The sequence below is a fragment of the Halorubrum sp. F4 genome, assembly GCF_027257195.1.
In the GTDB taxonomy this organism is placed as follows: Archaea; Halobacteriota; Halobacteria; order Halobacteriales; family Haloferacaceae; genus Halorubrum.
The window spans coordinates 704818-728419 of record NZ_JAPDFS010000001.1 but is presented as its reverse complement, the minus strand read 5'-3'; the positions used below and the strand labels follow the sequence as shown (position 1 = coordinate 728419).

The 23602-nt window shown below is 69.2% G+C and carries 24 protein-coding genes; 8 read left to right on the top strand and 16 right to left on the bottom strand.

Translation table 11 applies throughout. The annotated features are described in order from the left end of the window. Positions 1–107 precede the first annotated feature (107 nt). Together OKW78_RS03700 and OKW78_RS03695 are read left to right on the top strand one after the other, a co-directional pair. A complete protein-coding gene (locus OKW78_RS03700) occupies positions 108–881 on the top strand; it encodes an NRDE family protein (RefSeq protein ID WP_281193953.1) in 774 nt (257 codons plus the stop codon). Between the two features lie 25 nt (positions 882–906). Then, on the top strand, positions 907–1260 hold the full coding sequence (locus OKW78_RS03695) for a MarR family transcriptional regulator (protein WP_281193952.1): 354 nt from the start codon (positions 907–909) through the stop codon (positions 1258–1260). Positions 1261–1351: 91 nt separating this feature from the next. Here OKW78_RS03695 and OKW78_RS03690 read toward each other — a convergent pair whose 3' ends face one another. The 13 genes from OKW78_RS03690 to OKW78_RS03630 all read right to left on the bottom strand — a co-directional run bounded on the left by OKW78_RS03690 (position 1352) and on the right by OKW78_RS03630 (position 16245). Continuing rightward, positions 1352–2203: a hypothetical protein gene (locus tag OKW78_RS03690; RefSeq protein WP_281193951.1), complete on the bottom strand. Its 852-nt coding sequence runs from the start codon at positions 2201–2203 to the stop codon at positions 1352–1354. A 10-nt stretch (positions 2204–2213) separates the two neighbouring features. After that, a complete protein-coding gene (locus OKW78_RS03685; protein ID WP_281193950.1) occupies positions 2214–3989 on the bottom strand; it encodes a Na(+)/H(+) antiporter subunit D in 1776 nt (591 codons plus the stop codon). Beyond that, the gene (locus tag OKW78_RS03680; RefSeq protein WP_281193949.1) at positions 3986–6103 is read right to left on the bottom strand and encodes a cation:proton antiporter; all 2118 of its coding nucleotides are present in this window, start codon (positions 6101–6103) and stop codon (positions 3986–3988) included. The genes OKW78_RS03685 and OKW78_RS03680 overlap by 4 nt, the downstream gene beginning before the upstream one ends. After that, positions 6100–7707 (bottom strand): proton-conducting transporter membrane subunit, encoded by a 1608-nt coding sequence (locus OKW78_RS03675; RefSeq protein ID WP_281193948.1) that lies wholly within the window; start codon positions 7705–7707, stop codon positions 6100–6102. The genes OKW78_RS03680 and OKW78_RS03675 overlap by 4 nt, the downstream gene beginning before the upstream one ends. After that, complete coding sequence (locus tag OKW78_RS03670) at positions 7700–8236, bottom strand: cation:proton antiporter subunit C (RefSeq protein WP_281193947.1); 537 nt, start codon at positions 8234–8236, stop codon at positions 7700–7702. Before OKW78_RS03670 ends, OKW78_RS03675 begins: the two co-directional genes overlap by 8 nt. Next, entirely contained in the window at positions 8233–8928 is a 696-nt protein-coding gene (locus OKW78_RS03665; RefSeq protein ID WP_281193946.1) for an MnhB domain-containing protein, read from the bottom strand. Before OKW78_RS03665 ends, OKW78_RS03670 begins: the two co-directional genes overlap by 4 nt. Further along, the gene (locus OKW78_RS03660; protein WP_281193945.1) at positions 8925–9494 is read right to left on the bottom strand and encodes a DUF4040 domain-containing protein; all 570 of its coding nucleotides are present in this window, start codon (positions 9492–9494) and stop codon (positions 8925–8927) included. Before OKW78_RS03660 ends, OKW78_RS03665 begins: the two co-directional genes overlap by 4 nt. Continuing rightward, a complete protein-coding gene (gene mnhG, locus OKW78_RS03655) occupies positions 9491–9817 on the bottom strand; it encodes a monovalent cation/H(+) antiporter subunit G (protein ID WP_281194144.1) in 327 nt (108 codons plus the stop codon). The genes OKW78_RS03660 and mnhG overlap by 4 nt, the downstream gene beginning before the upstream one ends. Next, positions 9817–10122, bottom strand: a complete 306-nt coding sequence (locus OKW78_RS03650) for a cation:proton antiporter (protein WP_281193944.1) — start codon at positions 10120–10122, stop codon at positions 9817–9819. The genes mnhG and OKW78_RS03650 overlap by 1 nt, the downstream gene beginning before the upstream one ends. Beyond that, positions 10119–11291: a monovalent cation/H+ antiporter subunit E gene (locus OKW78_RS03645; protein ID WP_281193943.1), complete on the bottom strand. Its 1173-nt coding sequence runs from the start codon at positions 11289–11291 to the stop codon at positions 10119–10121. The genes OKW78_RS03650 and OKW78_RS03645 overlap by 4 nt, the downstream gene beginning before the upstream one ends. A gap of 149 nt (positions 11292–11440) precedes the next feature. After that, positions 11441–12610, bottom strand: a complete 1170-nt coding sequence (coaBC, locus tag OKW78_RS03640; RefSeq protein ID WP_281193942.1) for a bifunctional phosphopantothenoylcysteine decarboxylase/phosphopantothenate--cysteine ligase CoaBC — start codon at positions 12608–12610, stop codon at positions 11441–11443. A gap of 25 nt (positions 12611–12635) precedes the next feature. Beyond that, complete coding sequence (locus OKW78_RS03635) at positions 12636–13721, bottom strand: DNA topoisomerase IV subunit A (protein ID WP_281193941.1); 1086 nt, start codon at positions 13719–13721, stop codon at positions 12636–12638. Between the two features lie 40 nt (positions 13722–13761). Beyond that, positions 13762–16245, bottom strand: coding sequence for a DNA topoisomerase VI subunit B (locus OKW78_RS03630; protein ID WP_281193940.1), 2484 nt, complete (start codon positions 16243–16245; stop codon positions 13762–13764). A 135-nt stretch (positions 16246–16380) separates the two neighbouring features. On the opposite strand from OKW78_RS03630, the gene OKW78_RS03625 reads away from it, so the two are divergent. From OKW78_RS03625 to OKW78_RS03610, 4 genes are all read left to right on the top strand, one after another. Then, positions 16381–16887 (top strand): desampylase, encoded by a 507-nt coding sequence (locus OKW78_RS03625; RefSeq protein ID WP_281193939.1) that lies wholly within the window; start codon positions 16381–16383, stop codon positions 16885–16887. 278 nt (positions 16888–17165) lie between these two features. Beyond that, the gene (locus OKW78_RS03620) at positions 17166–18110 is read left to right on the top strand and encodes an agmatinase family protein (protein ID WP_303653808.1); all 945 of its coding nucleotides are present in this window, start codon (positions 17166–17168) and stop codon (positions 18108–18110) included. A gap of 111 nt (positions 18111–18221) precedes the next feature. After that, positions 18222–18923 carry a YqjF family protein gene (locus tag OKW78_RS03615; RefSeq protein WP_281193937.1) on the top strand — a complete coding sequence of 234 codons (702 nt, stop codon included), beginning with the start codon at positions 18222–18224 and terminating at the stop codon, positions 18921–18923. Between the two features lies 1 nt (position 18924). Further along, positions 18925–19395, top strand: coding sequence for a thiol-disulfide oxidoreductase DCC family protein (locus tag OKW78_RS03610; RefSeq protein WP_281193936.1), 471 nt, complete (start codon positions 18925–18927; stop codon positions 19393–19395). Between the two features lie 38 nt (positions 19396–19433). Here OKW78_RS03610 and OKW78_RS03605 read toward each other — a convergent pair whose 3' ends face one another. Beyond that, positions 19434–20153, bottom strand: coding sequence for a type 1 glutamine amidotransferase (locus tag OKW78_RS03605; protein WP_281193935.1), 720 nt, complete (start codon positions 20151–20153; stop codon positions 19434–19436). A 123-nt stretch (positions 20154–20276) separates the two neighbouring features. Next, positions 20277–20870: a DJ-1/PfpI family protein gene (locus tag OKW78_RS03600; RefSeq protein ID WP_281193934.1), complete on the bottom strand. Its 594-nt coding sequence runs from the start codon at positions 20868–20870 to the stop codon at positions 20277–20279. A gap of 266 nt (positions 20871–21136) precedes the next feature. Here OKW78_RS03600 and OKW78_RS03595 point away from each other — a divergent pair, with 266 nt between their 5' ends. Both OKW78_RS03595 and OKW78_RS03590 read left to right on the top strand, forming a co-directional pair. Next, positions 21137–22204, top strand: a complete 1068-nt coding sequence (locus OKW78_RS03595; RefSeq protein ID WP_281193933.1) for a hypothetical protein — start codon at positions 21137–21139, stop codon at positions 22202–22204. 93 nt (positions 22205–22297) lie between these two features. Beyond that, the gene (locus OKW78_RS03590; RefSeq protein WP_281193932.1) at positions 22298–23284 is read left to right on the top strand and encodes an oxidoreductase; all 987 of its coding nucleotides are present in this window, start codon (positions 22298–22300) and stop codon (positions 23282–23284) included. An 85-nt stretch (positions 23285–23369) separates the two neighbouring features. On the opposite strand, the gene OKW78_RS03585 is transcribed toward OKW78_RS03590, so the two are convergent. Next, positions 23370–23564, bottom strand: coding sequence for a cold-shock protein (locus OKW78_RS03585; protein ID WP_007999482.1), 195 nt, complete (start codon positions 23562–23564; stop codon positions 23370–23372). Between the last annotated feature and the right edge of the window lie 38 nt (positions 23565–23602).

Genomic DNA, 23602 nt, shown 5'->3' with positions numbered 1-23602 from the left:
CGAGAACCCCAGTGACCAAAAGATTTCTTTTATCGCGAGTAAACGTATGTTCCCGGTGGACCCCCGTCGGCGTCGGGCTTTTCACCCGGCCCGTCCCACTCGGAATCGTGTGCACGCTCACGCTCGCATGGCGGGTCTTCCCGGAGGTCCCGGTGGCGCTGGCCGCCAACCGCGACGAGTCGCTCGGGCGCGCCTCGGAGCCTCCTTCCGTCCGGGGAGACGACCTCCGGTTCATCGCGCCGCGCGACGCCGAGGCCGGCGGCACCTGGATCGGGACCAACGACGCCGGCGTCGTCGTCGCCGTCACGAACCGGTGGCTCGAGGCCGACCGCGAGGGAGACCGCTCGCGGGGCCTGCTCGTCGAGGACTGCCTGCGGGAGCCGTCCGCGGAGTCGGCGGTTCGAGCGGTCGAAGGGGAGACCGCCGACCGCGACTACGACGGTTTCAACCTCATCCTCGCCGACGGCGCGGCGGCCTTCCTCTGCTCGTACGACGGCGGGCTGGCGGTTACCCGTCTCGATCCGGGGGTTCACGTCGTCGGCAACGTCGGCGGCACGGTGAACGGAGAGGCACGGTTCGCGATACCCGACCGGCGAGCGGAGGTCGGCGGGGAGCGCGCGGAGAGCGTCCGCCGGATCGCGGACGCGCTCGTCCCCCAATCGGGGGAATCCGGCGAGGCGTGGCTCGACCGTGCGAGCGAGGCTCTCGCCGACCACGCGTACGGCGCGTGTATCCACGGTGACGGCTATGGAACGCGCTCGTTCACCCGGATCCGGACCGGCCCCGAGCCGGCGATGGCGTTCGCCGACGGCCCCCCCTGTGAGACGGCGGCCGAACCGATCGCGATTCCGGCGGGCTTCCGGACGGAAAGCCAGTTTTAAGCGACTCGCCGGCGGCTGTGTGGGTATGAGCGTGTCCGAACTCGAGTCCGAGCTGTCGGCGGACGAGCGCGCCGGCCTCGAGCTCATCCGCGAGACCGGCGGGATCCACCAGAGCGACTTCTGGAAGGAGCTCGACGTCTCCTCGCGAAAGGGGAGCCGAATCGCGGAGGCCTTACAGGAGTCCGGGCTGATCCAGCGCGAGAACACGGTGTACGACGGCCACAACACCTACTACCTGGAGCCGGCCCCGAGAGACCTCGACTTCTCGCTTCTGATGGCCGGCGACATGCTGTCGCCGTTCATCGGCGAGGAGGAGATCGACCCGCAGTCCGACGCGTTCTCGCAGTGGCTGATGAACCTCGCGTACGAGGAGTACTGAGCCGATCCTTCCGAGACCACTGAGCCGATCCCTCCGGCTGCGTCGTTTCTCTCCGCATTCGGGCCCGTTCTCCCGAACCCTCGCTCCGCGTCTATCCTCGCCGATCGTCGACGATCGCCCGCGCGACCCGCACGGCGTTCGCGAGCCCGACCTCCACTCCCGTCTCGGTGAGCGACGTCTCGAACGACTCGCGTGAGGAGCTCCCGGGCTCCGGCCGGTCGTGGTTCGAGATCCCGCGGATGCTGAGGTACCGATCGCCGAGGCCGAACCGTCGGAGCGCCGCGGCCGTCCCCGAGTCCTCCATCTCGGTCGCGCGGTACGGGCCCCGTCCGACCGCCTCGACGAACCACGACACGCGCTCGGCGACGGTCCGGCCGTGCCACAGCTCGTCCGCACAGACGTTGGTTCCGACGACGACGGTCGGGTCGCTCCCCTCCGCGGCCTCCTCGAGATCGGCGTGGGTCGTCAGATCGACCGCGTCTTCCGCCGCTTCGGTCGCAGTCGAGACGAGGTCGGGATCGAGGTCGAAGACGCCCTGCCCCTCCGTGTAGGGATCGGGAGCGATCGGAACCTCCCCGTCGGCCGGATCGAACCGGCACTTGTCGTCCCAGTCGACGATCGCGTCGGCGATCACGACCGATCCGACCGGGAGGTCGGGCGGCGCGCCGGCGATCCCGACCGAGAGGACGAGCGCGTCCGTCAGGTCGGCGGCGTCGCCGGCGCGGAGCGCGGCGGTCGTCGTCGCCGCCGCGGTCTTGCCGATCCCCGTCGGGACGACCCCGAGTCCGTCGCCGTCGTGACGCAACGGGGCGGGAACCCCCGGGACGTCGATCCGCTCCGTGAGGTCGTAGGCGTCCTCCCACGGGCCGACCTCACCCACTGTCGGCAGCGGGTCGAGCTCCTCGAACGCCGGCAACACGAGCGCGTCCAGCGCGACCGACATTCGAACCCGGTCACCCCAGAAGCAGCGCGAACAGGGTGACGGCCGCCGTGAGCGTCAAGAACAGCACGCTCCGGCCGATCCCGGCCCGGATCTCGGCGTCGACGCCGGCGTTCGCGAGCAGCTGCCGCGGGTTCATCGCGACCCACTTCGCGCCCGCGACGAACCGCATCGTCGCGCGGTCGACCGCGGCCCATCCCTCGGTCACGCCCCACACCGACCACCGCCCGGCGTAGAAGGCGGCCGGGAACAGGACGGCGTCGACGTCGCGCATGTGGTGGGCGAGCCAGCCCAGCGGCCGCTTCAGCGCGAAGAAGCCGACGAAACCGGCGACGAGCAGCGCGGCGCTCTCGGTCAGGTGGCTCGTGCTGTACGGGTGAAGCTCCGGCTTGACGACCTCGGTAAACGGCATCAGCTCGACGAGGTAGCCGTAGGTCAGCGGCGTGCCGAAGAAGACGCACGCGCCCGCGGCCAGCAGCATTCCCGCGGTCTGGAACGGCGTGGCGTCGTCCGGCGAGATCGACGCCGATCCGTGGAAGAACACGTAGTAGCCGAGCTTGATGAACGACATGAACGTGCCGACGCCGCCGAGGATGAGGAGCCACCAGAGCAGTCCCTCGCCGAGGAGCAGCTCGTAGTTGTGGACCTCGTGAGCGGAGTCGATCACCATCCCCTTCGAGATGAACCCGTTGAACCCGGGAACGGCGGTAATCGAGGCCGCCCCGACGACGTACACGAGGAAGGTGACGGGCATCACCCGCCAGAGCCCGCCCATCTCGCGGATGTCCTCGAGTCCGGTCCGGTAGATCACGACGCCGACCGCCATGAACAGCAGGCTCTTGTAGAGGACGTTGTTGAACAGGTGCGCGAAGCCGCCGGTGACGGCGAACTCGCCGACGTAGGTCGCGAGCCCGAGCCCCGCGAGCATGTAGCCGACCTGCGCCTGGATGTGGTACGACAGCAGCCGGCGCGGGTCGTACTGGAGCAGCGCGAAGAAGGCCCCGTAGACGGCCATGAAGCCGCCGAGGTACGCGAGCCACATGCCGCCCTCGGGGAACGCACGGTACATCACGTACACCGCGGTCTTCGTCGTGAACACCGAGAGGAACACCGACGCCGCCACGTGCGGGCGCGGGTAGGTGTCGGGCAGCCAGCTATGGAGGAAGATGAATCCGCAGTTGATCCCGATCCCGATCGCGGCGAGGAGGGTCGCGGCCGGGTCGATCCCGCTCGTCGCCGAGAACAGGAACGTTCCGGCGTTCGCGAAGTGGACGACGACCGCGGCGAGCAGGATCGTCCCGCCCGTGCCGTGAAAGAGCGCGTAGCGATAGCCGGCCCGCACCGCCGCGCCGCCGTACTGCCAGACGAGCAGCGTCGAGGTGACCGCCATCAGCTCCCAGAAGAACACCAGGGTGAGCCAGTCGCCGGCGTAGATCGTCCCGATCGTGGTGGCGACGTAGATCAGCGCGAGCGACGTGACCCACTTCGGGGCGTCGCTGCCGTAGGCGTACAACACCGCGGCCGTCGCGAGGAAGCCGACGACGACGCCCATCAGCAGCGAGAACCCGTCGACGTTGAAGAAGACCACGTCGAACTCGAGGAACGTCGTCGCGAGGTGTGCGCCCGTTCCGCCGTCGTCGAGCAGCACCGCCTGCGCGAAGACGAACGCGGTCGCCAGCGCGCCGAGGCCGTGCCCGATCGCCCGCGGGAGCGCGAGCACGAGCAGCGACGCGACGGCGACGACGAGGTACGGCGGGATCGCGGTCAACGCGGCGGTCGCGCCCGTCATGGGCGAGCCACCTCCTCGGGGAGCCGCGTGTCGACGATGAGTTCGATCAGCTCCAGGAAGCCCATCTCGTAGGGGATCACGCCGAGCAGGACGGCGAGCGTCATCGCCGTGAGGATCGGCGCGAGCGTGAACCACGTGGACTCGCGGCCCCGGAGGGCCTCGAGCCCGCGGAAGTGCTCCCAACCGCCGGCCGGCGGTCCGCCGTGGTGGTCGGCGTCGTGCTCATCGTGGTCTACGTGGTCGGCGTCGTGCTCATCGTGGTCTGCGTGGTCGACGTCGGTCGCGGGAGCGTCGTCGATCCCGCCGTCCCTGCCGTCCCCCGTATCGTCCCGACCGACGCCGAACGGGACGTCGACGTCCGAGGGACGCTGGTCGACCGCGTAGTCGCCGGTGTCGACCCGGTCGGCGGGCTCCGAGAAGTCGCGTTCGCTCGTGTTGAAGTCCGGTCGGACGACGCCCTCCCCGTCGGTCGGGAGATCGTCCATCTCCGCGTCCGGGATCGCGGACTCGTCCGTACCCTCGGGGGCCCCGGCGTCGACCTCGCCATCGGGTCCGTCGGCGTCCTCGACGATGTCGTCGACGTCGACCGCGTCCTCGTCGGATGCGTCGTCATCGTCCTCGGGACGCCCTCCGTCGGTCGCGGCGTCGCCGTCTGCGCCGCGACCAGCGGTCGCCGCCAGCGTCGACCGTCGCTCCCCGCCCATCCGGAAGTCGACGAGGGGTTTCGCGTCGTGGTCGTCCTCCGCCTCGAAGAAGGCGGTGTAGATCACCGGCCAGAAGTACGCGACGTTGAGGACGCCGGATAGGAGCAGCGCGCCGACGAGGTAGTAGGCGACGGGGGTCAGTTCCATCCCCATCCGGACCCCGCCGATCAGCATGTAGTACTTGCTCACGAAGCCGGCGAGAAGCGGGATCCCGGCCATCCCGAGCGAGGCGACGGTGAACGCGCCCATCGTCAGCGGCATCCGCTTTCCGATCCCCGCCATCTCCGAGATGTAGTCGGTGTGCGTCGAGACGTGGAGGTTCCCGGCACAGAAGAACAGGGTGAGCTTCATGAACGCGTGCGCCGGGATGTGGAGCAGCGCCCCGACGAGCCCGTACCAGCCGAACAGGCCGAGCCCGAGCACGATGTAGCTCAACTGGCTCACCGTCGAGTAGGCGAGCCGCTGTTTCAGGTGGTCCTTCCGGAGGGCGATGAGCGAGGCCGCAGTCAGCGTGATCGCGCCGATCGTCGACAACACCAGCCCGGCGGAGAAGCCGAACGGCAGCGAGAGGTCGAAGACGAGCTCCGGGCCGAACACGTCGAGGACGACCCGCGAGACGCCGAACGCGCCGGACTTGACGACCGCGACCGCGTGGAGCAGTCCGGAGACGGGCGTCGGCGCGACCATCGCCTCGGGAAGCCACTGGTGCAGCGGCATGATCCCGGCCTTCACGCCGAAACCGATCGCGAGCAGGAAGAAGGCGAGCATCGCCAACCCGGGGTCGGCGTTCGCGAGCTCCTCGATGCCGCCGGCGGTGAACGCGACGGTCCCCGTCAGCCAGTAGACCATGACGGTCCCGGCGAGCACGAGCACGCCGCCGCCGAACATCGTGTACGCGAGGTACTTCCGGCCGGCCGAGCGCGCCTCCGGCGTCTCGTCGTGGGCGACGAGCGGGTAGGTCGCGATCGACAACAGCTCGTAGAAGACGAAGATCGTCACGAGGTTGCCCGCGAACGCGATCCCCATCGTCGCCGACAGCGACACGGCGAACGCGGCGAAGTAGCGAGTCTGGTTGGCCTCGTCGAGCCCCCGCATGTACCCGATGCTGTAAAACGAGGTGACGATCCAGAGGCCGGACGCGAGGAACGCGAACAGCATCCCGAGCGCGTCCGCGCGGAGGACGAACGCGATGTCCGGGAGGAACTCGACCACCGTCCACTCGAAGACGGTTCCCTCGAGCACGCGCGGAAGCATCGAGGCGACGATCCCGAACTTCGCGACCGCCGCGAGGATCGTCCACCCCTCGCGGACGTTCGGCGAGCGGTACGACGCGACGATGAACGCGGCCGCGACGAGCGAGACGAGGACGGCGAGCAGTGGACGTGGGTCCTGAACGATGGCTTCGGTCATGCGAACACCTCCGAGAGGTACGGGTCGAGAAGCGTCTCGAACCCGGCCCCCGCGAAGCCGAGTCCGACCGTGACGAGCGCGGCGACGACGAGCACGGCGAGCGGCGCGGTCGGAACCGTTCCGGGAACCGCGGCGTCCACGCCGTCTCCGGCGTTTCCGCCGTCCCCCCCGTCGGCGACCGCGCTGCCGGCGTTACGGCCCGCCCCGTCGCCGGGACCGCCACGGTTGCCGGGAGCAGTCACCCCGTGTGCCGCGTCCTCGCGGTCGACGCCCGCGAAGTACAACTGTTCTATCACGCGGGCGACGTACGCCAGCGTGAACAGCGTGCTGGCGAGGATCACCGCCGCGAGCCCGATCCCGACGACCCCGCCGGTCGCGCCGGCGGAGCGGACCGCCCCGAGCGCGATGTACCACTTGCCGAGGAACCCGACAGACGGGGGAATGCCGACCAACGAGAGTCCGAGGACGGCGAGCGCGCCGGCCGCGAACGGGGCGTCACGCGCGAGGCTTGCGAGGTCCTCGACGCGGCGCGCGCCGTAGCCCGCGGCGAGGAGGGCGAGTCCACAGAAGAGCCCGAACTTCATCAGACCGTGGCCGAACAGGTGGACGATTCCCCCCAGTAACGCCGTCTCGTCGGCGATCCCGACGGCGGCGGCGATCATTCCGAACTGTGCAACCGAGGAGTACGCGAACATCCGTTTGAGGTCCGATTGCATGACCGCGAGCGCGGACCCCGCGAGTATCGAGACGCCGGAAACGACGAGGATCCCCGTCGTGATCGCGTCGTTGGCGGCGAGGAAGTCGACGGTGAACACGGAGTAGCTCACCCGTATCAGCGCGTAGGCGCTGGCTGTCGACACGAGCGCGGCGACGAGCGTCGTCACCGCGTCGGGCGCGCGCTGGTAGGCGTCCGGCTGCCAGGAGTGGACGGGGAACAGCGCGATCTTCAGCGCGAAGCCGACCACGATGAAGGCGTACCCCGCCCGGATCAGCGGGTCGGTGTAACTCGCCTGTTCGACGATCTGGGTGCTCACGTCGGCCATGTTCAGCGTCCCCGTCGCGAGGAAGACGTATCCGACGCCGACGAGGTACAGCGACGCGCCGACGGTCCCCACGACGAGGTACTTCAGGGAGGCGTAGGCGCTCGCGCCCGAGCGGTCGGCCGCGATGAGCGCGTACGTGGTGAGCCCGACGATCTCGAGGAAGACGAACAGGTTGAACAGGTCGCCCGTGAGCGAGACGCCGACCAGCCCGCCCGTCAGAAGCAGGTAGGCGCTGTGGAAGGCGTTCCCGCGCGGACCGATCGCCCGCGAGAGGACGAGCGTGGCCGCCGAGACGAGCGCGACGAGGAGGAACACCGCCGCCGAGAGCTCGTCGGCGACGAGCTCGATCCCGATCGGTGGCGCGAACCCGCCCAACTCGTGGTCGAACGGGCCGGCCGTGTACACCTCGAGCGCGACCGCGGCGGCCGACCCGACCACTCCGAGGGTCGTGACCGCCGCGACCGGCCAGCCGACGTCGTCGTACCGCAGCCCCAGCGCGAGCGGTAGCGTCGCCGCCACGATGGGAACCGCGATCGAGAGCGGCAACAACACGTCAGTCATCGCGCTCACCTCCCTCGCGACCAGTCGCGGGCTCCGAGCCCGAGCGTCCCGACTCCGTGCCCGGAAGTCCCGGGCCCGCGGGCAGCGATCCCTCCTCGCGAAGGAGCTCCCGAAGGGTGTCGACCCGGAGCGTGCCGTACTCGTCGTAGATCCGGATGCACAGCGCGAGCGCCACTGCGGTGAGGCTCACGCCGACGACGATGGCGGTGAGCACGATCACGTGCGGGAGCGGGCTGACGTACGGGCCCTCCCCGCCCGAGTGGACGATCGGGATCGCTCCGCCCTCGACGTACGCCGAGGCGATGAAAAGCAGGAATATCGCGGTCTGGAACAGGTTGAGGCCGATGACTTTCTTCACCAGGTTGGGGTTGGCGATCATCATGTAGAGTCCGATACAGAGCAGCAGCGCGAACGTCACGTACGCGTGACGCGTCCCGAGCACGTCGAGTGCCGAACCGGCGGCGACGGACGACCCGGCGAGCAGCTCGGCCGTGGACCGCGCGGCGGATCCGACCGAAAGCGTCGTCATCGCTCACCCCCGTCGGTGGCGACGCCGTCGCCGTCCTCCGGGGACTCCCCGTCGGAGAACGGGTCCCGCTCGCCGATGGACGGTCCCGAGTCCTCGCCGTTGAAGCCGCGGGCGAGCACGAAGAACAGCCCCATGAGCACGCCGCTCACGATGGCGGCGATGCCGATTATCTCCACCGCCTCCATCCCGTACTTCACGGGATCGAGGATCGGCAGCGGGAGCAGGTCGTACTGGAGGAAGGCCCCGCCGAGCGCGACCGGGAGCAGTCCGATCGCGGCGAACGCGAGGGTTCCGCCGACCGCGAGCGCGACGACGACCGTGTTGGCGAGCCACTGCCGGGTCGCCTCGATGCCGAACGCGAAGGCGATCATGAACACGACCGCCGCCATGATCGCACCGCCCTGGAAGCCCCCGCCGGGCGAGCCGCCGCCGTGGAACGTGACGAACAGCCCGTAGGTGAACGCGAACGGCGAGACGACCTTCACCGTCGACATGATGACCTGGCTCTCCGTGTACGGCGTTCCCTGTCTCGTCTCGGAGTCGAGCCGTCCGGACCGTCGGGGCGGATCGGCCGATCCGGATCGGTCGTCGTCGCGTCCGCCATCGTCAGCGTCGCGTTTGCCGCCCGCGTCGTCGCGTCCGCCGCTCTCGTCTCCCCGTCCACCCGCGTCGACGTCGGGAGCGTCGCTCATGCGAACACCTCCCGTCGGAGGACGATGAGGGCGGCGATCCCGGCCGCGAAGACGACGACCGCCTCGCCGAAGGTGTCGAACCCGCGGAACGCGGCCAACACCGCCATCACGGTGTTCTCGACGCCGGTCTCGGCGTACGTCTCCGCGAGGTACCACTGGGTGACGTCTGGGTTGCTCCAGACCGGCGCGTCCGGCGAACCGACCGCCGGAACGTCGACCATGGTGATCGCGAGGCCGGCGAACAGCAGTCCGGCCGCGCCGGCCGCCGGGTAGTTCACCGACTCGAAGACGGCCTCGTGGTCGATCCGCGTCGTCTTCGCGAGCGTGAGTAGCAGGAGGACGGTCGTCACGCCCGCGGAGATCGCCGCCTCCGTCATCGCGACGTCGGGCGCGCGGTAGAAGGTGTACAGCGCGGCCATCCCGAGGCTGTAGGCCCCGAAGACGATGACCGCGGCGAGCACGTCGCGTGCGAACGCGGTCGCGAGCGCCGTGAGCACGACGAAGACGAAGAGGCTCGCCTCGATCGCGGTGACCTGCGCGACGGCGGGCGAGACGGTCCCCGTCATCGGCGCTCGTCCCCCTCGGTCCACGGCACGATCCCCGCCTCGAAGGCCGCCCGCGCGATGGCGTGGGCCGCCGTCGGGTTCGTCACGAAGATGAAGAAGACCAGGAGTACCGACTTGAATCCCACGCCCTGCCAGCCGGCCGCGAGCGCGACCGCCGCGAGCGTGAAGCCGGCTCCCAGCGTGTCCGCCTGCGAGGCGGTGTGCGCCCGGGAGTAGACGTCCGGCAGCCGGATGACGCCGGTCATCGAGACGAAGGTGAAGAACAGCCCGAGCAGGCTGAAGGCGACGATCAGCGCGAGCCGCGCGGGACCGATCGCGTCGATCACAGGACACCACCCCGTTCGACGGTGAACTTCGAGATGGCGATCGCCATCAGGAAGTTCAACAGCGCGTACACCAGCGCGATGTCGAGGAACGTCGGCTCCGAGAGCGCGGCCCCGAGGATCGCGAGGATGACCACGGTGTTCGTCCCGAGCACGTTGACCGCGAGCACGCGGTCCTGCATCGTCGGACCCTTCACCGCCCGGTAGAGCATCCCGATCGCGAGGACGACGAAGCCGGCGGCCACGATGAGGAGGAAGTCACCCACGGTGTAGCCGGCTCCGAGGGTCGCGTCGACGACGCTCATTCCGGCGTCACCTCCTCGTCGGCGTCGGCGACCGAGCCGTCCACGGGGTCACCCTCCTCGCGCGTTCCGCCGTCCGAGCGCGCGCCGGGGTACTCCTCGGTCGCGTCCGGTCCCTGGAAGATCCCGACGTCGTCTCGCTCGCGTGGGGTCGGCAGCCGGGCCGCCTCCCGACCGTAGAAGACGAACCGGGTCCAGCGCTCCAGCGAGCCGTCGAAGAGCCCCTCCCGGGCCCACGGGATGAGCGAGTGGACGTAGAGGTTCCCGTCGCGGGCGCGGACGGTCAGCGTCCCCGGCGTGAGCGTGATCGAGTTCGCGAGCGTCGTGATCGGGAGCCCGCTGCCGACGATCACGCGGACCCGATTCAGCGTCGGGTCGATCGGCAGCCGCGGGTCGAGTATCACCCGCGCCACGACGAGGTTCGACTTGAGGATCTCGAGGAGCAGGACGGGGACGTACACCGCACCGCGGAGCAGCCGGATCGGCGTCCGCGGGAGGGACGGATCGGCGTCGAGGCTGATCCGCGAGAGCGTGATCGCGACGATAGTCGCGCTCGCGACGCCGCTCACGAGGTCGAACGGGTAGAGCGGGTCGCCGAGCGCGAGGTAGAAGGCGAGCGACAGCCCGAAGATCGCTACGAAGCGGATCCCGGTCGCCTCCTTGCGAAGCCGCTCGCGGCGGGTCGGCCGAGTGACGGGAGCCTCCCGGACGGCCAGGTCGGTGCTCGAGAGGGCGAACTCGAGCGGCTGGAGCAGCGTCGTGTTGCCGACCGGCGTGTACTCCGGGTCCAACACGACGGTCTCCGCGCCGTGTTCGTCGGCGTACGCCGCCAGTTCGCGGACGTAGTCGTCCGCCCCGAAGAGGTATTCGTCGTCGCCGACGACCGCGGTGACGACCTCCACGTCGTCGACGTCGACGTCGTCGGCGTCCGCGAGGTCGGCCTCGGCCCACGTCGAGACGCGCTCGAGCAGCCGGTCGACGGCCGCCTCCCGGTCGGCCGTGTCCGGGTCGTCGCGACGCCACGTGGCGAAGACGACGAAGTGGATCGACGAGAACTCGCCGTCGGCCGCCGACTCGACGAGGTGTGTGACGGTCGCGCGCAGCGTCGGCGTCGATTCGACGGGCACGACGACCGAACCGCGCTTCGGGGCGGCTTCTCCGGCGTCAGCCACCCGATTCACCTCCCACGGCGTCGGGGATGGCCGTCTGGCTACACATGGGTATGTCTACCCGAGGCGTGGCCCTACCGCCCCAAAACAGTTTGTATCCCGGTCGGCTTACCGGCGGTCGAGTCGGCCGATCCGATCGCCGCTCGGGACCGTCAGTCATCGCGTTCCAGAACCGTCGCCAGCCGGTCCGCGATCCGCCCGGCGACGACGTCCTTCGACCCCGAGACCGGCTCCGGGTCGGTGCCCGCCTCCCCGACGAGCAGGACGCGCGTCCGGTCGTCGCCCATCACGCTCGCGTCGTTGGCGACGACGAACGCGAGCCCGACCCGGTCGCGGATGCGTTCCGCCTCCGCGACCATCGCCGCGTCGTCGCCGGACGTCTCGGCTTTGAACCCGACGAGCGGGAGGTCGGGATGCGCCTCCCGGACGGAGTCGAGCAGCTTCGGCGTCGGCCGGAGGTCGACCGACAGCGGCGACCCGGACCGGATCTTCTCGTCGACGGCGTCGGCGGTGAAATCGGAGATGGCCGCCGCCGAGACCAGCGCGTCCGCGGTCACGGCCGCCTCCCGACAGGCCTCGATCATCTCGTCCGCGGTCTCGACGGCGACGGTATCGGCGTAGGGGACCTCGGGGCCGTCCTGCACGAGCGTCACGTCCGCCCCGCGGACGTAACACGCGCGGGCGACCGCCCGTCCCGTCTTGCCGGAGGCCCGGTTCGTCAGGATCCGGATCGGGTCGATCCGCTCCTTGGTCGCGCCGGCCGTGACGACGACGTGGGCACCGGAGAGCGTGTCCGGCGTCGTCGCGCGGGCGACCTCCGTGAGTATCGTCGACTCCGCGGCGATCTTCGCCTTCCCCTCCTCGATCCGCGGGTCGGCGAACGTCAACCCCCACGCCGAGAGCGTGTCGAGCGCGGCGAGCACGCCCGGGTGGTCGTACATCGGCTCGTGCATCGCCGGGGCCATCACGACGGGCACGTCCGCGCCGAGCGCCGTGGTCGCACACGTGGTCACCGGCGTGTCGTCGACGGCGGCCGCGACCTTCCCCGCGGTGTTCGCGGTCGCGGGCGCGAGCAACAGCACGTCCGCCCAGCCGTCGCGACCGCAGAGTTCGACGTGCTCGACGTCGCCGGTTATCTCCGTGACGACGGGCTCGTCGGTGGCGAAATCGACCGCCCACGGGTGGACGATGTTCGTCGCGGCCGGCGTCATCACCGCGCGGACGCTCGCGCCGTGGCGGCGCAACTCGTGGGCGAGTTCGACCACCTTCACCGCCGCGATGCTGCCCGAGACGCCCAACGCGACGTTGACCCCCGTTAACATTGTCGGCCGTTCCAGCCCCGGCGGCTTATATCACGCCCATCTCGTCGAGCCGCTCCGGGAGGTAGGTGTCGGTGACGAAGTCGAGCCCGCGGCTCGCGAGCGACTGCTGTTCGGACTTCTTGCCGATGTCGAGCTGGAGCTCGATCTGCTCCTCCCAGTAGTCGGTCTGGAACCGCGGGTCCTCGAGCTCGGACTCGAGGGCGTTGACGTCGGAGTCGGAAAGCGGGTCCGACGGGAGGTCGTACTCCACGATGTCCTCGGGTTGTATTCCGACGAACTCCGCCTCGGGCGTCGCGAGGTACTTCGAGAGGTGCGCCGACTTGATCGACCCGTACGCGACGGAGCCGTAGATCCGGTAGGACCACGGGTCACCGTCGGCGAAGACCACGATCGGCACGTCGAGTTCGTCGTGGACGCGCTTCGTGATCCGGCGGGTCGCCCGGGCGGGCTGGCCCTTGAGGTGGATCACGAGACAGTCGTACGCCTCGTCGAACCCGTTCTCGACCAGCCGGTCGCGCATCCCGCCGGTCTCGACCGCCAGCGCGAAGTCGATGTCGTGGTCGAGGAACTCGATCATGTCCGGGTTGTTCGGGATCTGGTAGCCGCCCTCGCCGACGTCCTTCTGGCAGTGGATCTCGCGTTCCCCGCGGCGGGTCTGTTCGCGAAGCTCCAGCGGCCCCATGAGCGTCGCGCCCGACTCCTCCGGGCGCATGTGGAAGTCCTCGCGGGTGACGCCCGTGACGATCTCGAGGTCCTCGATGAGATCGTTCGACTCGTCCTGTGAGCCGAACTGCGCCTCGTCGTTGTCCCACGACTCCGAGAGGTAGTACAGCTCCCGCAGCGTCGACGAGCGGTCCTCGTCGAGCTGGTCCGCGAGGAACTCGATCGTGTACGCCGCCTTGAGCAGCTTCCGCGCGCCGTTGACGGAGTTGGCGCTCCGGATCGACGTGCGGTCGCCGTACGTCCACACCCCGCTCTCCTCGTCGTACTCGATGTTGCTCTTCGTCCGGGTCGGCAGCTCCATCTCCGGGATCTCCCCGGCCGCGAACTGGTCGTAGAAGTCCGCGGCCAGGTCGATGAGCTGGTCCCGTGCGTCGCTTTCGGTCGTCATTTGGCGTTCTCCGTCGTCATTTGGCGTTCTCCGTCGTCATTTACGCGTTCACCGTGAGTTTCTCCGTCTCGACGCCGCCGACGCTGACCTCGAAGTCGGCCTCGCCGTCGACGCTGTAGGTCAGTTCCCGCTCGTCGCCCGAGGCGACCTCGGGCTTCCACTGGACGAACCACTCGCCGTCCATGTCCACCACGGTGCCGTCGGAGACGTCCGTCGGCTCGGTCGAGACGATGTCCGTGATCTCCAGCCGCTCGTTCACGTCCGAGTGGTTCTCGACGACGAGCCGGACCGTGCCGTCGTCGACCTCGCGTTCGAGGCTGACGTTGTTCATGATCCGCGCCAGCGCGCCGTCGATGTCGGGCCGCGAGCGCCCGGTCACCTCCGAGACCTTGTCGGCCATCTCCGGGAGGATCCGTCCGAGCACGTCCTGTTTCTCCCGGCGCTGTTGCATCGAACGCCGCTTGTTGAGGTACGACTTCAGCTCGCGGGCTGCCTCGCGGACCGCGAGCTCGATCTCGTCCTCGATCGCGGGCACGTTCGCGATCGCGTCCTTCGACTCGCTCGTGAACGGGACGTTCGTCGATGCGACGTGGATGCTGATGACTGCGGGGCCGTTCGGCATCCCCGAGCCGCCGGGCTGGTCGAGCCCGTAGTTGCGCCAGCCGATGGTGCGGATCACGTCGGTGGTCGCACAGGCGCCACGTTGATAGACCAGCGGGACGCGGTTCGCGAACCGCAGGAGCTCGACCGCGCCCTCAGCGGGGATCTCCCCGCCGTAGGCGATCCCGGCCTCGACGATGAACGGGTCGCCGCCGTGGACCTCGGCGTCCCGGGTCGCCGCCGCGTAGAAGTCGGCGTCGTACTCCTTGCGGAGCCCGGCCTCCACCAGCTCGGCCGTGATCGGCGCGAGACAGTCGGTCGGCGGCGCGAGGATGTCCGTGCCGCGCATCGCCTCGAGTAAGTCGGCCGCGGCGTCGCGGTCTCCCGCCACGTCCCGCACTTTCGGCGGGTCGTCGGGGACGGTTCGAGCCCGCGACCAGACCGACTCGACGACGTTCTCGCGGGCGGTCTCGCCGAACGTGGCGTCGTGCTGTTCGGCGACGAACGCCGCCGCGTCGGCGACGAGCCGCTCGAGGTCGTCGCGGGTGATCCGGTAGGCGTCTCCCTCCAGGTCGGCGAGCCGGAACGCGAGCGCCTCCGCCATCGCTCTGATCGTCTCGTCGTCCTTCCGCGTCGAGGTGGCCTCGTCGACGAGGGCGTACAGGTCGGCCACGAGCGGGGAGTCGCCGTCGCCGGCATCGTCGGCGTCCGGGTCGTCGCCCACGGCCGCGTCCGACTCGCCCGCGGAGCCCGTCGTGACGACCCGCCACGCAGCCTCCGTGGCGTTCTCCCGAACCGTGGAACCGAACGTCCGGCCGGTGTCGTCCTCCACCGCGTCCGCGACGTTCCCGACGATCGTCACCAGATCGGAGCGAGAGAGGTGGTCGTTTCCGGCCACGGTCTCGGCGACTCCCCCGGCGAACGAGCTGGTCGCGTCCGCGCCCTTGTTCGCGACGGCGGCCTCGACCGCCGCCTCGACGTCCGCGCTCGTCGCGCCCGTCCCCGTCGACCGCGACGACGGCGGCGACCAGGCGAGCTCCCGGCCGTAGTGGCGGTCGCGGAACTGGTCGATGACGCCGTCGGCGGTCTTCTTGCCGACTCGCGTGAACTCCTCCTGGAGGAACCCCGAGACCGAGTACGACTCCGTCGCCTCCAGCATCTTGATCAGCGCGCCGAGTTCGACGCCGTGCGGATGTGGGCGGATCTCCTCCGTCTCGGCCGGCAGCTCGTCGGTCGCGCGCTCGAACTTCCAGGGCTCCTCGAGCCCCGGCTCGCGCAGCTCGATCCGGGCGTGCGGGTTGACGACGGCGGTGTGTTTCACGTAGTCGTGGAGCTGCGAGCGCGCCCGCATGTTCGCCTCCATCTCCAACTCGATCCGCGTGCCGTGTGGACGGTCCCAGGAGGTGGTCTCGTCGACGCTGATCTCCGGCTCGTTGGTGTCCGTGTCGATGATCAACTCGAAGTACTGCGCCTCCGACTGTCCCTTCGGCCGCGACGTGATCTTCGCGGGCTGTCCGGAAGTCAATTGAGCGTACAGTACAGCCGCTGAAATACCGATCCCCTGTTGACCGCGATTTTGTTCGCGCTTGTGGAACCTCGAACCATACAATAACTTCCCGAAGACCTTCGGGAGTTGCTCTTTCGTGATCCCCGGCCCGTTGTCCTCGATCACGAGGCGGTAGTAGTCGCCGACCTCCGTGATCTCGACGTAGACGTCGGGCAGGATCCCGGCCTCCTCGGTCGCGTCGAGGGCGTTGTCGACCGCCTCCTTGACGGCGGTGACGAGCCCGCGAGCGCCCGAGTCGAACCCGAGCATGTGTTTGTTCTTCTCGAAGAACTCGGCGATGGAGATCTCGCGCTGGCTCTCGGCCAGCTCCTCCGCGATCCCCTCGTCCTCGCCGAGACTCGACTGGAAGGACGTCATTCGGTGCCCGTACCTTTCGCCGAGGGGAATAAAAACGAACCGGCAGCGAGGTGAAAGTGGAGACCGGGTCGATCCCGCCCCGTTCCCGCCGCCCCGACGGAGGGGTTTATGCGTCGCTCCGACGTGATTCCGGCCGTGATCGAGTTCACCCGCAGGGCCCACGACGTCGTCGTCGACCACGCCCGCCGCGGCGCCCCGGCGGAGGTGTGCGGCGTGTTGGCGGGGAGACGCGCCGACGAGGCCGTCGACCGGGATCGCGCCGACGACGTCGTCGATCGGAATCGTGCCGACGACGCCATCGACCGGGATCGCGGCGTCGTCCTCGAGGCCCGACCGACCGACAACGTCGCCGACCGGCCGGAGACGCGCTACCGGATCGACCCGGAGGAGCTGTTCGCAGTCGTCGAATCGATCGAGGACGACGGGCTCGAAGTCGTCGGGTTCTATCACTCACATCCCGCGGGACCGGCGGAACCGAGCGGGACGGACGTCGCCCGCGCGACGTGGGTCGATCACTCGTACGTCATCTGCGCGCTGGACGGCCACCCGTTCGTCGGGTCGTGGCGCTGGCGGGGGGACGACGAGGGGTTCGAACCGGAGACGGTCGCGCTCCGCGACGACCGGACCGGGACCCGTTCGTGAACGTCCGGAACCTCCCACGAACGAGCACCGGCACGAACGTTTAATTGGAGACGACGCGACTGCCCACGCGAACCGCGCGTTTCGCGATCGGCACATGACTCCTCAGACACACACATGACACGGCAGAGACACCACGCGATCGAGACCGTCCGCAACGATACGACGAGCGACGACGCCGGCGAGGTGATCCGAGCGTGAGCGATCCGGATCCGGACGCGGCGGGCGCGGCGAACCGGGCCGCGGCCTTCCGTGAGTCGACGCCGGGCGCGGACGTCGAGATGGCCTACGCCGGGCTCGACACGTTTCTCAAGGCCGATCCGCGCGACCCGGACGACCTCGACGACGTCGACGTCGCGGTCTTCGGCGTCCCCTACGACGGGGCGGTCTCCAACCGACCGGGCGCGCGGTACGGCCCGGGAGCGGTCCGCGAGGCGAGCGCGTGGTGGGCGTACCTCTCCGAGTACAAGGGCGCGCTGACGAACATGCGAACCGGCGACCAGGTGGACTTCGACGCGTTCACCGTCGCGGACGTGGGCGACGCCCCCGTCTTCCCGATGGACCACGAGGCCACCGCCGAGAGCGTCACCGCCCACGCCGCGACCCTCGCCGCACGGACGTTTCCGGTGATGATCGGCGGCGACCACTACTGTACGTTCCCCGCCTTCCGCGGCTTCGCCGAGGGGTCGGACCACGACCGCGTCGGCTTCGTCCAGATCGACGCCCACACCGACACGGTCTCCGAGAGCCCCGTCTTCGGCACCGACTTCCACGGGTCGAGCACCGCCCGGATAGCGGAGCTGCCCGGCGTCGAGTACGACTCGGTGAGCCAGGTCGGGATCCGCGGCTACGAGTCGCCCGACTACTTCGAGTTCGCCGAGGAGACCGGGTTGAACCTGTACACCATGCGAGACGTCGAGGAACGCGGGATCGGACCGGTCGTCGCCGACGCGGTCGAGGCGGCCGCCGAGGACGCGGACGCGGTGTACGTCACCTTCGACGTCGACGCCGTCGATCCGGGCGTCGCGCCCGGTACCGGGACGCCGTGTCCCGGCGGACTGACCGCACACCAGGCGCTGGAGGCGATGGAGGTGCTCGGCACACACGACGCGGTCGGGGCCGTCGATATGATGGAGGTCGCCCCGCGATACGACGCCACCGAGGGGACGGAGCGACTCGCGGCGTACCTCCTCGTCACGTTCCTGGAGCGAAAGTTCGCGACGTGAGGGCGGTCGGGGACGGACTCGACCGAACACGTCCGGACGCGTCCGGACGCCTCGGACGCCCCTGACGACCGCGGCCAGAAGGTATTTTCCTCCGCGCCGCCGAGTTCGACCATGGTTCTTCCGTTGGAGATGGGCTGGCGACACCTGCTGTTCGAGAGCTGGCCGGTCGACCCGGAGCTCGTGGCGGCACACCTCCCCGAGGCCCTCGAGCCCGACGAGCACGACGGCTCGGCGTGGCTCTCCGTGATCCCCTTCACCAACGTCGCCGTGCGGCCGGAGGGACTCCCGCGGTCGCTCGGCGTGCGGCTGCCGGAGGTGAACGTCCGGACGTACGTCACCCACGACGGCGTGCCGAGCGTCTACTTCTTCAGCCTCGACGCACAGGGGCTCGCGAGCGTCCTCGGCGCGCGGGCGTTCCACCACCTTCCCTACTACTACGCCCGGATCTCCCTCGAGTGGAACGACGGCCGGGTCGCGTTCGACAGCCGCCGGCGACACCCCGGCGACCGCCCCGCCCGATACGAGGCGACCTACTGGCCGACCGGCGAGCCCTTCGAGGCCCCCTCGGACCCGCTCGCGACGTTCCTCGTGGAGCGCTACCGGTTCTACACCGAGGCCCCGGACGGATCGGTCCGATACACCGACGTGGACCACGACCCGTGGACGCTCTACCCCGCGGCGGCGACCGTCGAGATCGACACGCTGCTCCGGGCGAACGGGTTCCGTCGGCCGGACGAGGAGCCCGTGCGCTACTACAGCCCCGGGGTGGACGTGACGGCCTCGCGGAGCCGGCGGGCCGCGGAGGTGAGCTGAGATGGCATCGGAAGGCGCCACGGACCTCCCGGAAGACGCCACGGACCCGGCCGACGAAGCCGCAGCGAGCCCGCCGGAGACGCCCGTCGTCCTCTTCGACGGGGTCTGTAACCTCTGTAACGGGGTCATCCAGTTCCTGATCCCGCGCGACCCGGAGGGACGGCTCAAGTACGCCGCGTTGCAGTCGGAGGCCGGCCAGGCGCTGCTGGAACGACACGACTTCCCGACGGAGGAGTTCGACTCGTTTGTTCTCGTCGAGGGCGAGCGGACCTACACCAAGTCGGGGGCCGCGATCCGGATCGCGGAGCTGCTCGGTTGGCCCTACCGGATCGCGGGGGTGGGCCGGATCGTCCCGCGTCCGCTCCGCGACCGGCTGTACGAGTTCGTCGCGGACAACCGGTACGACTGGTTCGGGCGGAAGGACCAGTGTATGATCCCGGACGAGGACGTCAGCGACCGGTTCCTCTCGTGAGCGGACACGGGGGACCGAGCACCACCGATAGCACCGACCTACTCCGGCGTTCCGGCCGTCTCGACGGCCGAGCGCGTTTCCGACGCGGCGGCGGTCGTCCGCTCCGCGACGAGCCGCTCGAAGTTCTCGAAGACCCGCCCCGGCGTGACGTCCGCGAAGGAGAACTCCCGTTCGTCCCAGTCGCCCGCCTCGCGGATCGCCTCGCGGTGTTCGGCCTCGATCTCCGGGTGGAACTGCACGGTCCACAGCGGCGCGGTCCGGTGGCGCGTGCCGAAGATCCGGGCGTGGTCGGCCGAGGCGAGCACCTCCAACCCGTCGCCGAGTTCCGTGACGGCGTCGCCGTGGAGGGCGACGACGACCGGGGCGACTCCGTCGAAGATCGGGTCGTCGCCCAGGTCGGCCTCGACGAGCGCGTGGGTCGTCTCGACCTGCTCGACCGTCCCGCCGAGCGCGGAGTTCACGACCTGATGGCCGAAACAGACGCCGAGCGTCGGGATCCCTCGGTCGACGAGATCGCGGACGAACTCCTCCGCCTCGGCGATCCACGGGCGGTCGTCGACCTCGTAGACGCCCGCGGTGCTCCCGGTGAGGACGACGCCGTCAGCCTCCTCGAGCGGGACGCGCTCGCCCGCGACGAAGTCCACCTCCGTGGCGTCGGGAAACCACGACGCCAGCGCGTCACAGTGGTACTCCCGGTCCGGATTCGGCTCGTTTCGAACGACGTACAGGTTCGGCTTTCCCGCGTCGGCGGTGCTCATGGATGCCGAAACATCGGACCCGAAGCGTCTTAAGTTGTAACCCGATCGTCGTCTCGGACCGACGGTTTCGTGGCGACCACCGGAGACGACCGCGAAAAGACGACCGGTCGGGGACGACCGCGATCAGTCGTCGGCCGTCGCCACCGGGTCGCCGTGCGTGATCTCGTCGCCGAGGAGGTCGATGAACTCGGCGAGCCACTCCGGATGGTCCGGCCACGCCTGGCCCGTGACGAGGTTGCCGTCCCGAACGACGCCGTCGACCCACGAACAGCCCGCGGCCTCGACCTCGGGGCGAACCGCCGGGTAGGCGGTCATCTCGTAGCCGTCGAGGACGCCCGCCGCCGCGAGTATCTGCGGGCCGTGACACAGCGCCACCACCGGTTTCTCCGCCTCGAAGAAGTGCTGGACCGTCTCGATCACTTCCTCGTGGGTTCGGAGGTACTCGGGCGCACGACCGCCCGGGACGACGAGCGCGTCGTAGTCGGCGGGGTCGACCTCGTCCATCGTCGCCGTCAGCGCGAAGTCGTGTCCGCGCTCCTCGAGGTACGTCTGGTCGCCGCGGAAGTCGTGGATCGCGGTCTTGACCGTCTCGCCTTCCTCCCTGTCCGGACACACCGCGTCGACGCGGTGGCCGACCGCCTGCAGGGTCTGGAACGGGACCATGATCTCGTAGTCCTCTCCGAAGTCGCCGACGATCATCAGGATGTCCTTCGTCATTGCGTCTCGATGATACGTCGGGAGCCATCATAAGTCTTTAACGAACGTTGCTGATCGAACGAACGTTGGACCGGCTTCGATCCATACATCAGAATCGACGATTCGCGGCCTGGACGGACGGGCGGATTCCAAACGGCATCATCAATACCATTGTTTCGACGAATCTAATTCTCGTTTTATCCATCACTTTCATATCGTTTCGGCATGTTGACGTGTGTTGTACGGTAACTGGATACATGGCCGTATCCGGGCCGCAACGAGGAACCATGTTCGAGGAACACACGGACGAGCGGTCGGATCGACAGCGAACTACTGGACGACGAGCCTTCATCCGGTCAGCGGTCGTCGGCTCCGCCCTCGTCGGCGGATCCGGGGTGGTCGCGGGCGCACCTGGAAACGGACGAGGCGGAAACGGTGGTGGGAACGCCGGCGGAAACGGCGGTGGAAACGGATTCCCGCCGAAGGGGATCACCGAGTACGGGGGTAGCGTCAACCTCGGAAACGGTGAAGTTCGGACGTTCACCACCGAGACGCCGTCGGGGAATCCGAAACATCACGGCGTCGAGTTTGAACGGTCGGCACTGGAGGGGTTGCCGAGCGCCGACGATCTCGCAGCAGCCGACAACCGGGCCGAGACGGACAAGTACCGCGTCGGCGGACAGGCGACGAAGGTCCATTTCAAGCAGTCACTACAGTTCTTCGTCCCGTTCCCGGCAGCGGAGCGGACGCCGTTCACGTTCCTGGGACTCAACTGGAATCCGGGCGGCCACTTCGGCGGGGCGGGGGCGTGGCTCAGGCCGCACTTCGACATCCACTTCCACATGCTCGATCCGGCGACGGTCGACAGCGTCGAGGGCCCACGACTCCCGCCGTACGACACCGGGAACGGGGAGTACACGCCCGATAGCCCGGATCCGGACCCCGACGGGAAGGTGACGGAGACGAACTTCGATTACGACCAGCTCCCCGAGGGATACGCCCGGTCCCCGGATCCGGTCGCCGACCAGCGCTACATCACGGACATGGGCGAACACACCGCGCCGGAAGACGCGCCCGAACTCCCGGACGCGCCGGGCGAGCCGGGCGACCCGGAGGCCTTCGACAACACCCTCATCCAGGGGTTCGTCGGCGACGCCGGCGGGTCGCGGTTGGCGTTCGTCGAGCCGATGATCACGCGGGAATTCCTTCGGGAGTTCGAGGGGAACGAGACGTACGAGGTTCCCCAGCCGGATGCGTATCCCCACGAACGGCAGCACCCGACCGAGTACGGCGTCCGCGACGTCCCGTCCAAGGACGCGGTGACCGTGGTGCTGAGCGGGTTCGAGGAGACCTGATCGCGGGGAGTCATCGCCCGGTCCGGAGCAGTCCCCACGGGCATCGGTTCGCCCGTCGACAGGTTTCTGCCCGTGAAACCCCTACGGTCGATCATGGCCGTATGGACGGCGAACGAGATGCCGCGGCTGGACGGGAAGAAGGTGGTCGTCACCGGAGCCAACAGCGGGCTCGGATTCGAGGGGACCCGGGCGTTTGCCCGGAAGGGCGCGACCGTCGTGATGGCGTGCCGGAGCGTCGAGCGGGGCGAGCACGCGGCCGACGAGATACGCGCGCAGTCTCGTGATTCGGATGTCGCTCCCGACCTCGACGTCCGGGAGTGTGATCTCGCCTCGCTCGACTCGGTGGCGTCCTTTGCTCGGGATCTCTCCGCCGACTACGACGCGGTCGACGTCCTCTGTAACAACGCCGGCGTCATGGCGATCCCGCGAAGCGAGACCGCGGACGGCTTCGAGACACAGTTCGGCGTCAACCACCTCGGTCACTTCGCGCTCACCGGGCGGCTCTTCGACCTCCTGACCGCGGCCGACGGGGTCGGCGGGGAGGGCGCTGCCCGCGTCGTGACGCAGTCGTCGGGGGCTCACGAGCAGGGCGAGATGGACTTCTCGGACCTCAACTGGGAGGAGTCGTACGGGAAGTGGAGGGCGTACGGCCGGAGCAAACTCGCCAATCTGCTCTTCGCCTACGAGCTCCAGCGCCGGGTCGACGCGGCCGAGTCGGCGGGCGAGGGCGTCGGCGTCAGGAGCCTCGCCTGCCACCCGGGGTACGCGGACACGAACCTCCAGCTACGGACCGCAAGCGAGAGCGGTAATCCGCTCTTGAAAGTCGGGATGCGGCTCGCGAACGCGATCCTCGGCCAGGACGCCGCGGTCGGCGCCGAGCCCATGCTGTACGCCGCGACCGCCGACGTCGACGGCGGCGCGTACGTCGAGCCGGGCGGCTTCATGAACATGCGCGGGCACCCGACCGTCGGCCGGTCGAACGACGCGTCCTACGACCGCGCGGACGCGCGCCGGCTCTGGGAGTACTCCGTCGAGGCGACCGGCGTGACGTTCCCGTTCGACGGGTCGGACGGTTCGTAGGGTCTGCGACCGATGCCGCCGCTGGCGGGCGTAATATACGCGGGACGCGTTTCGGGAACTGTCCGAGCGGTCGTCGAACCGCCGGTTACAGTCGAGTGAGGTTCTTCGCGCGCGGACCCTTGTCCGCCTCCTCGATATCGAACTCTACCTCCTGGCCTTCCTCGAGGTCCGGGCCGCCGACGTCCTCCATGTGGAAGAACACGTCCTCGTCAGCGTCGTCAGTCTCGATGAATCCGTAACCGCCGGTGTCGTTGAAGAAGTCGACCTTGCCTGTCGCCATCGCACCTGAAGCCTCTCGTAACGAGAATATAAGTGTTG

What these genes read in the sequence shown, in the direction of transcription:
- OKW78_RS03695 (WP_281193952.1), top strand. Translation starts at nt 907, where the DNA reads ATGAGCGTGTCCGAACTCGAGTCCGAGCTGTCGGCGGACGAGCGCGCC.
- OKW78_RS03690 (WP_281193951.1), bottom strand. Translation starts at nt 2,203, where the DNA reads ATGTCGGTCGCGCTGGACGCGCTCGTGTTGCCGGCGTTCGAGGAGCTC.
- OKW78_RS03685 (WP_281193950.1), bottom strand. Translation starts at nt 3,989, where the DNA reads ATGACGGGCGCGACCGCCGCGTTGACCGCGATCCCGCCGTACCTCGTC.
- OKW78_RS03680 (WP_281193949.1), bottom strand. Translation starts at nt 6,103, where the DNA reads ATGACCGAAGCCATCGTTCAGGACCCACGTCCACTGCTCGCCGTCCTC.
- OKW78_RS03675 (WP_281193948.1), bottom strand. Translation starts at nt 7,707, where the DNA reads ATGACTGACGTGTTGTTGCCGCTCTCGATCGCGGTTCCCATCGTGGCG.
- OKW78_RS03670 (WP_281193947.1), bottom strand. Translation starts at nt 8,236, where the DNA reads ATGACGACGCTTTCGGTCGGATCCGCCGCGCGGTCCACGGCCGAGCTG.
- OKW78_RS03665 (WP_281193946.1), bottom strand. Translation starts at nt 8,928, where the DNA reads ATGAGCGACGCTCCCGACGTCGACGCGGGTGGACGGGGAGACGAGAGC.
- OKW78_RS03660 (WP_281193945.1), bottom strand. Translation starts at nt 9,494, where the DNA reads ATGACGGGGACCGTCTCGCCCGCCGTCGCGCAGGTCACCGCGATCGAG.
- OKW78_RS03650 (WP_281193944.1), bottom strand. Translation starts at nt 10,122, where the DNA reads ATGAGCGTCGTCGACGCGACCCTCGGAGCCGGCTACACCGTGGGTGAC.
- coaBC (WP_281193942.1), bottom strand. Translation starts at nt 12,610, where the DNA reads ATGTTAACGGGGGTCAACGTCGCGTTGGGCGTCTCGGGCAGCATCGCG.
- OKW78_RS03635 (WP_281193941.1), bottom strand. Translation starts at nt 13,721, where the DNA reads ATGACGACCGAAAGCGACGCACGGGACCAGCTCATCGACCTGGCCGCG.
- OKW78_RS03630 (WP_281193940.1), bottom strand. Translation starts at nt 16,245, where the DNA reads ATGACGTCCTTCCAGTCGAGTCTCGGCGAGGACGAGGGGATCGCGGAG.
- OKW78_RS03620 (WP_303653808.1), top strand. Translation starts at nt 17,166, where the DNA reads ATGGCCTACGCCGGGCTCGACACGTTTCTCAAGGCCGATCCGCGCGAC.
- OKW78_RS03615 (WP_281193937.1), top strand. Translation starts at nt 18,222, where the DNA reads ATGGTTCTTCCGTTGGAGATGGGCTGGCGACACCTGCTGTTCGAGAGC.
- OKW78_RS03610 (WP_281193936.1), top strand. Translation starts at nt 18,925, where the DNA reads ATGGCATCGGAAGGCGCCACGGACCTCCCGGAAGACGCCACGGACCCG.
- OKW78_RS03605 (WP_281193935.1), bottom strand. Translation starts at nt 20,153, where the DNA reads ATGAGCACCGCCGACGCGGGAAAGCCGAACCTGTACGTCGTTCGAAAC.
- OKW78_RS03600 (WP_281193934.1), bottom strand. Translation starts at nt 20,870, where the DNA reads ATGACGAAGGACATCCTGATGATCGTCGGCGACTTCGGAGAGGACTAC.
- OKW78_RS03595 (WP_281193933.1), top strand. Translation starts at nt 21,137, where the DNA reads ATGTTCGAGGAACACACGGACGAGCGGTCGGATCGACAGCGAACTACT.
- OKW78_RS03590 (WP_281193932.1), top strand. Translation starts at nt 22,298, where the DNA reads ATGGCCGTATGGACGGCGAACGAGATGCCGCGGCTGGACGGGAAGAAG.
- OKW78_RS03585 (WP_007999482.1), bottom strand. Translation starts at nt 23,564, where the DNA reads ATGGCGACAGGCAAGGTCGACTTCTTCAACGACACCGGCGGTTACGGA.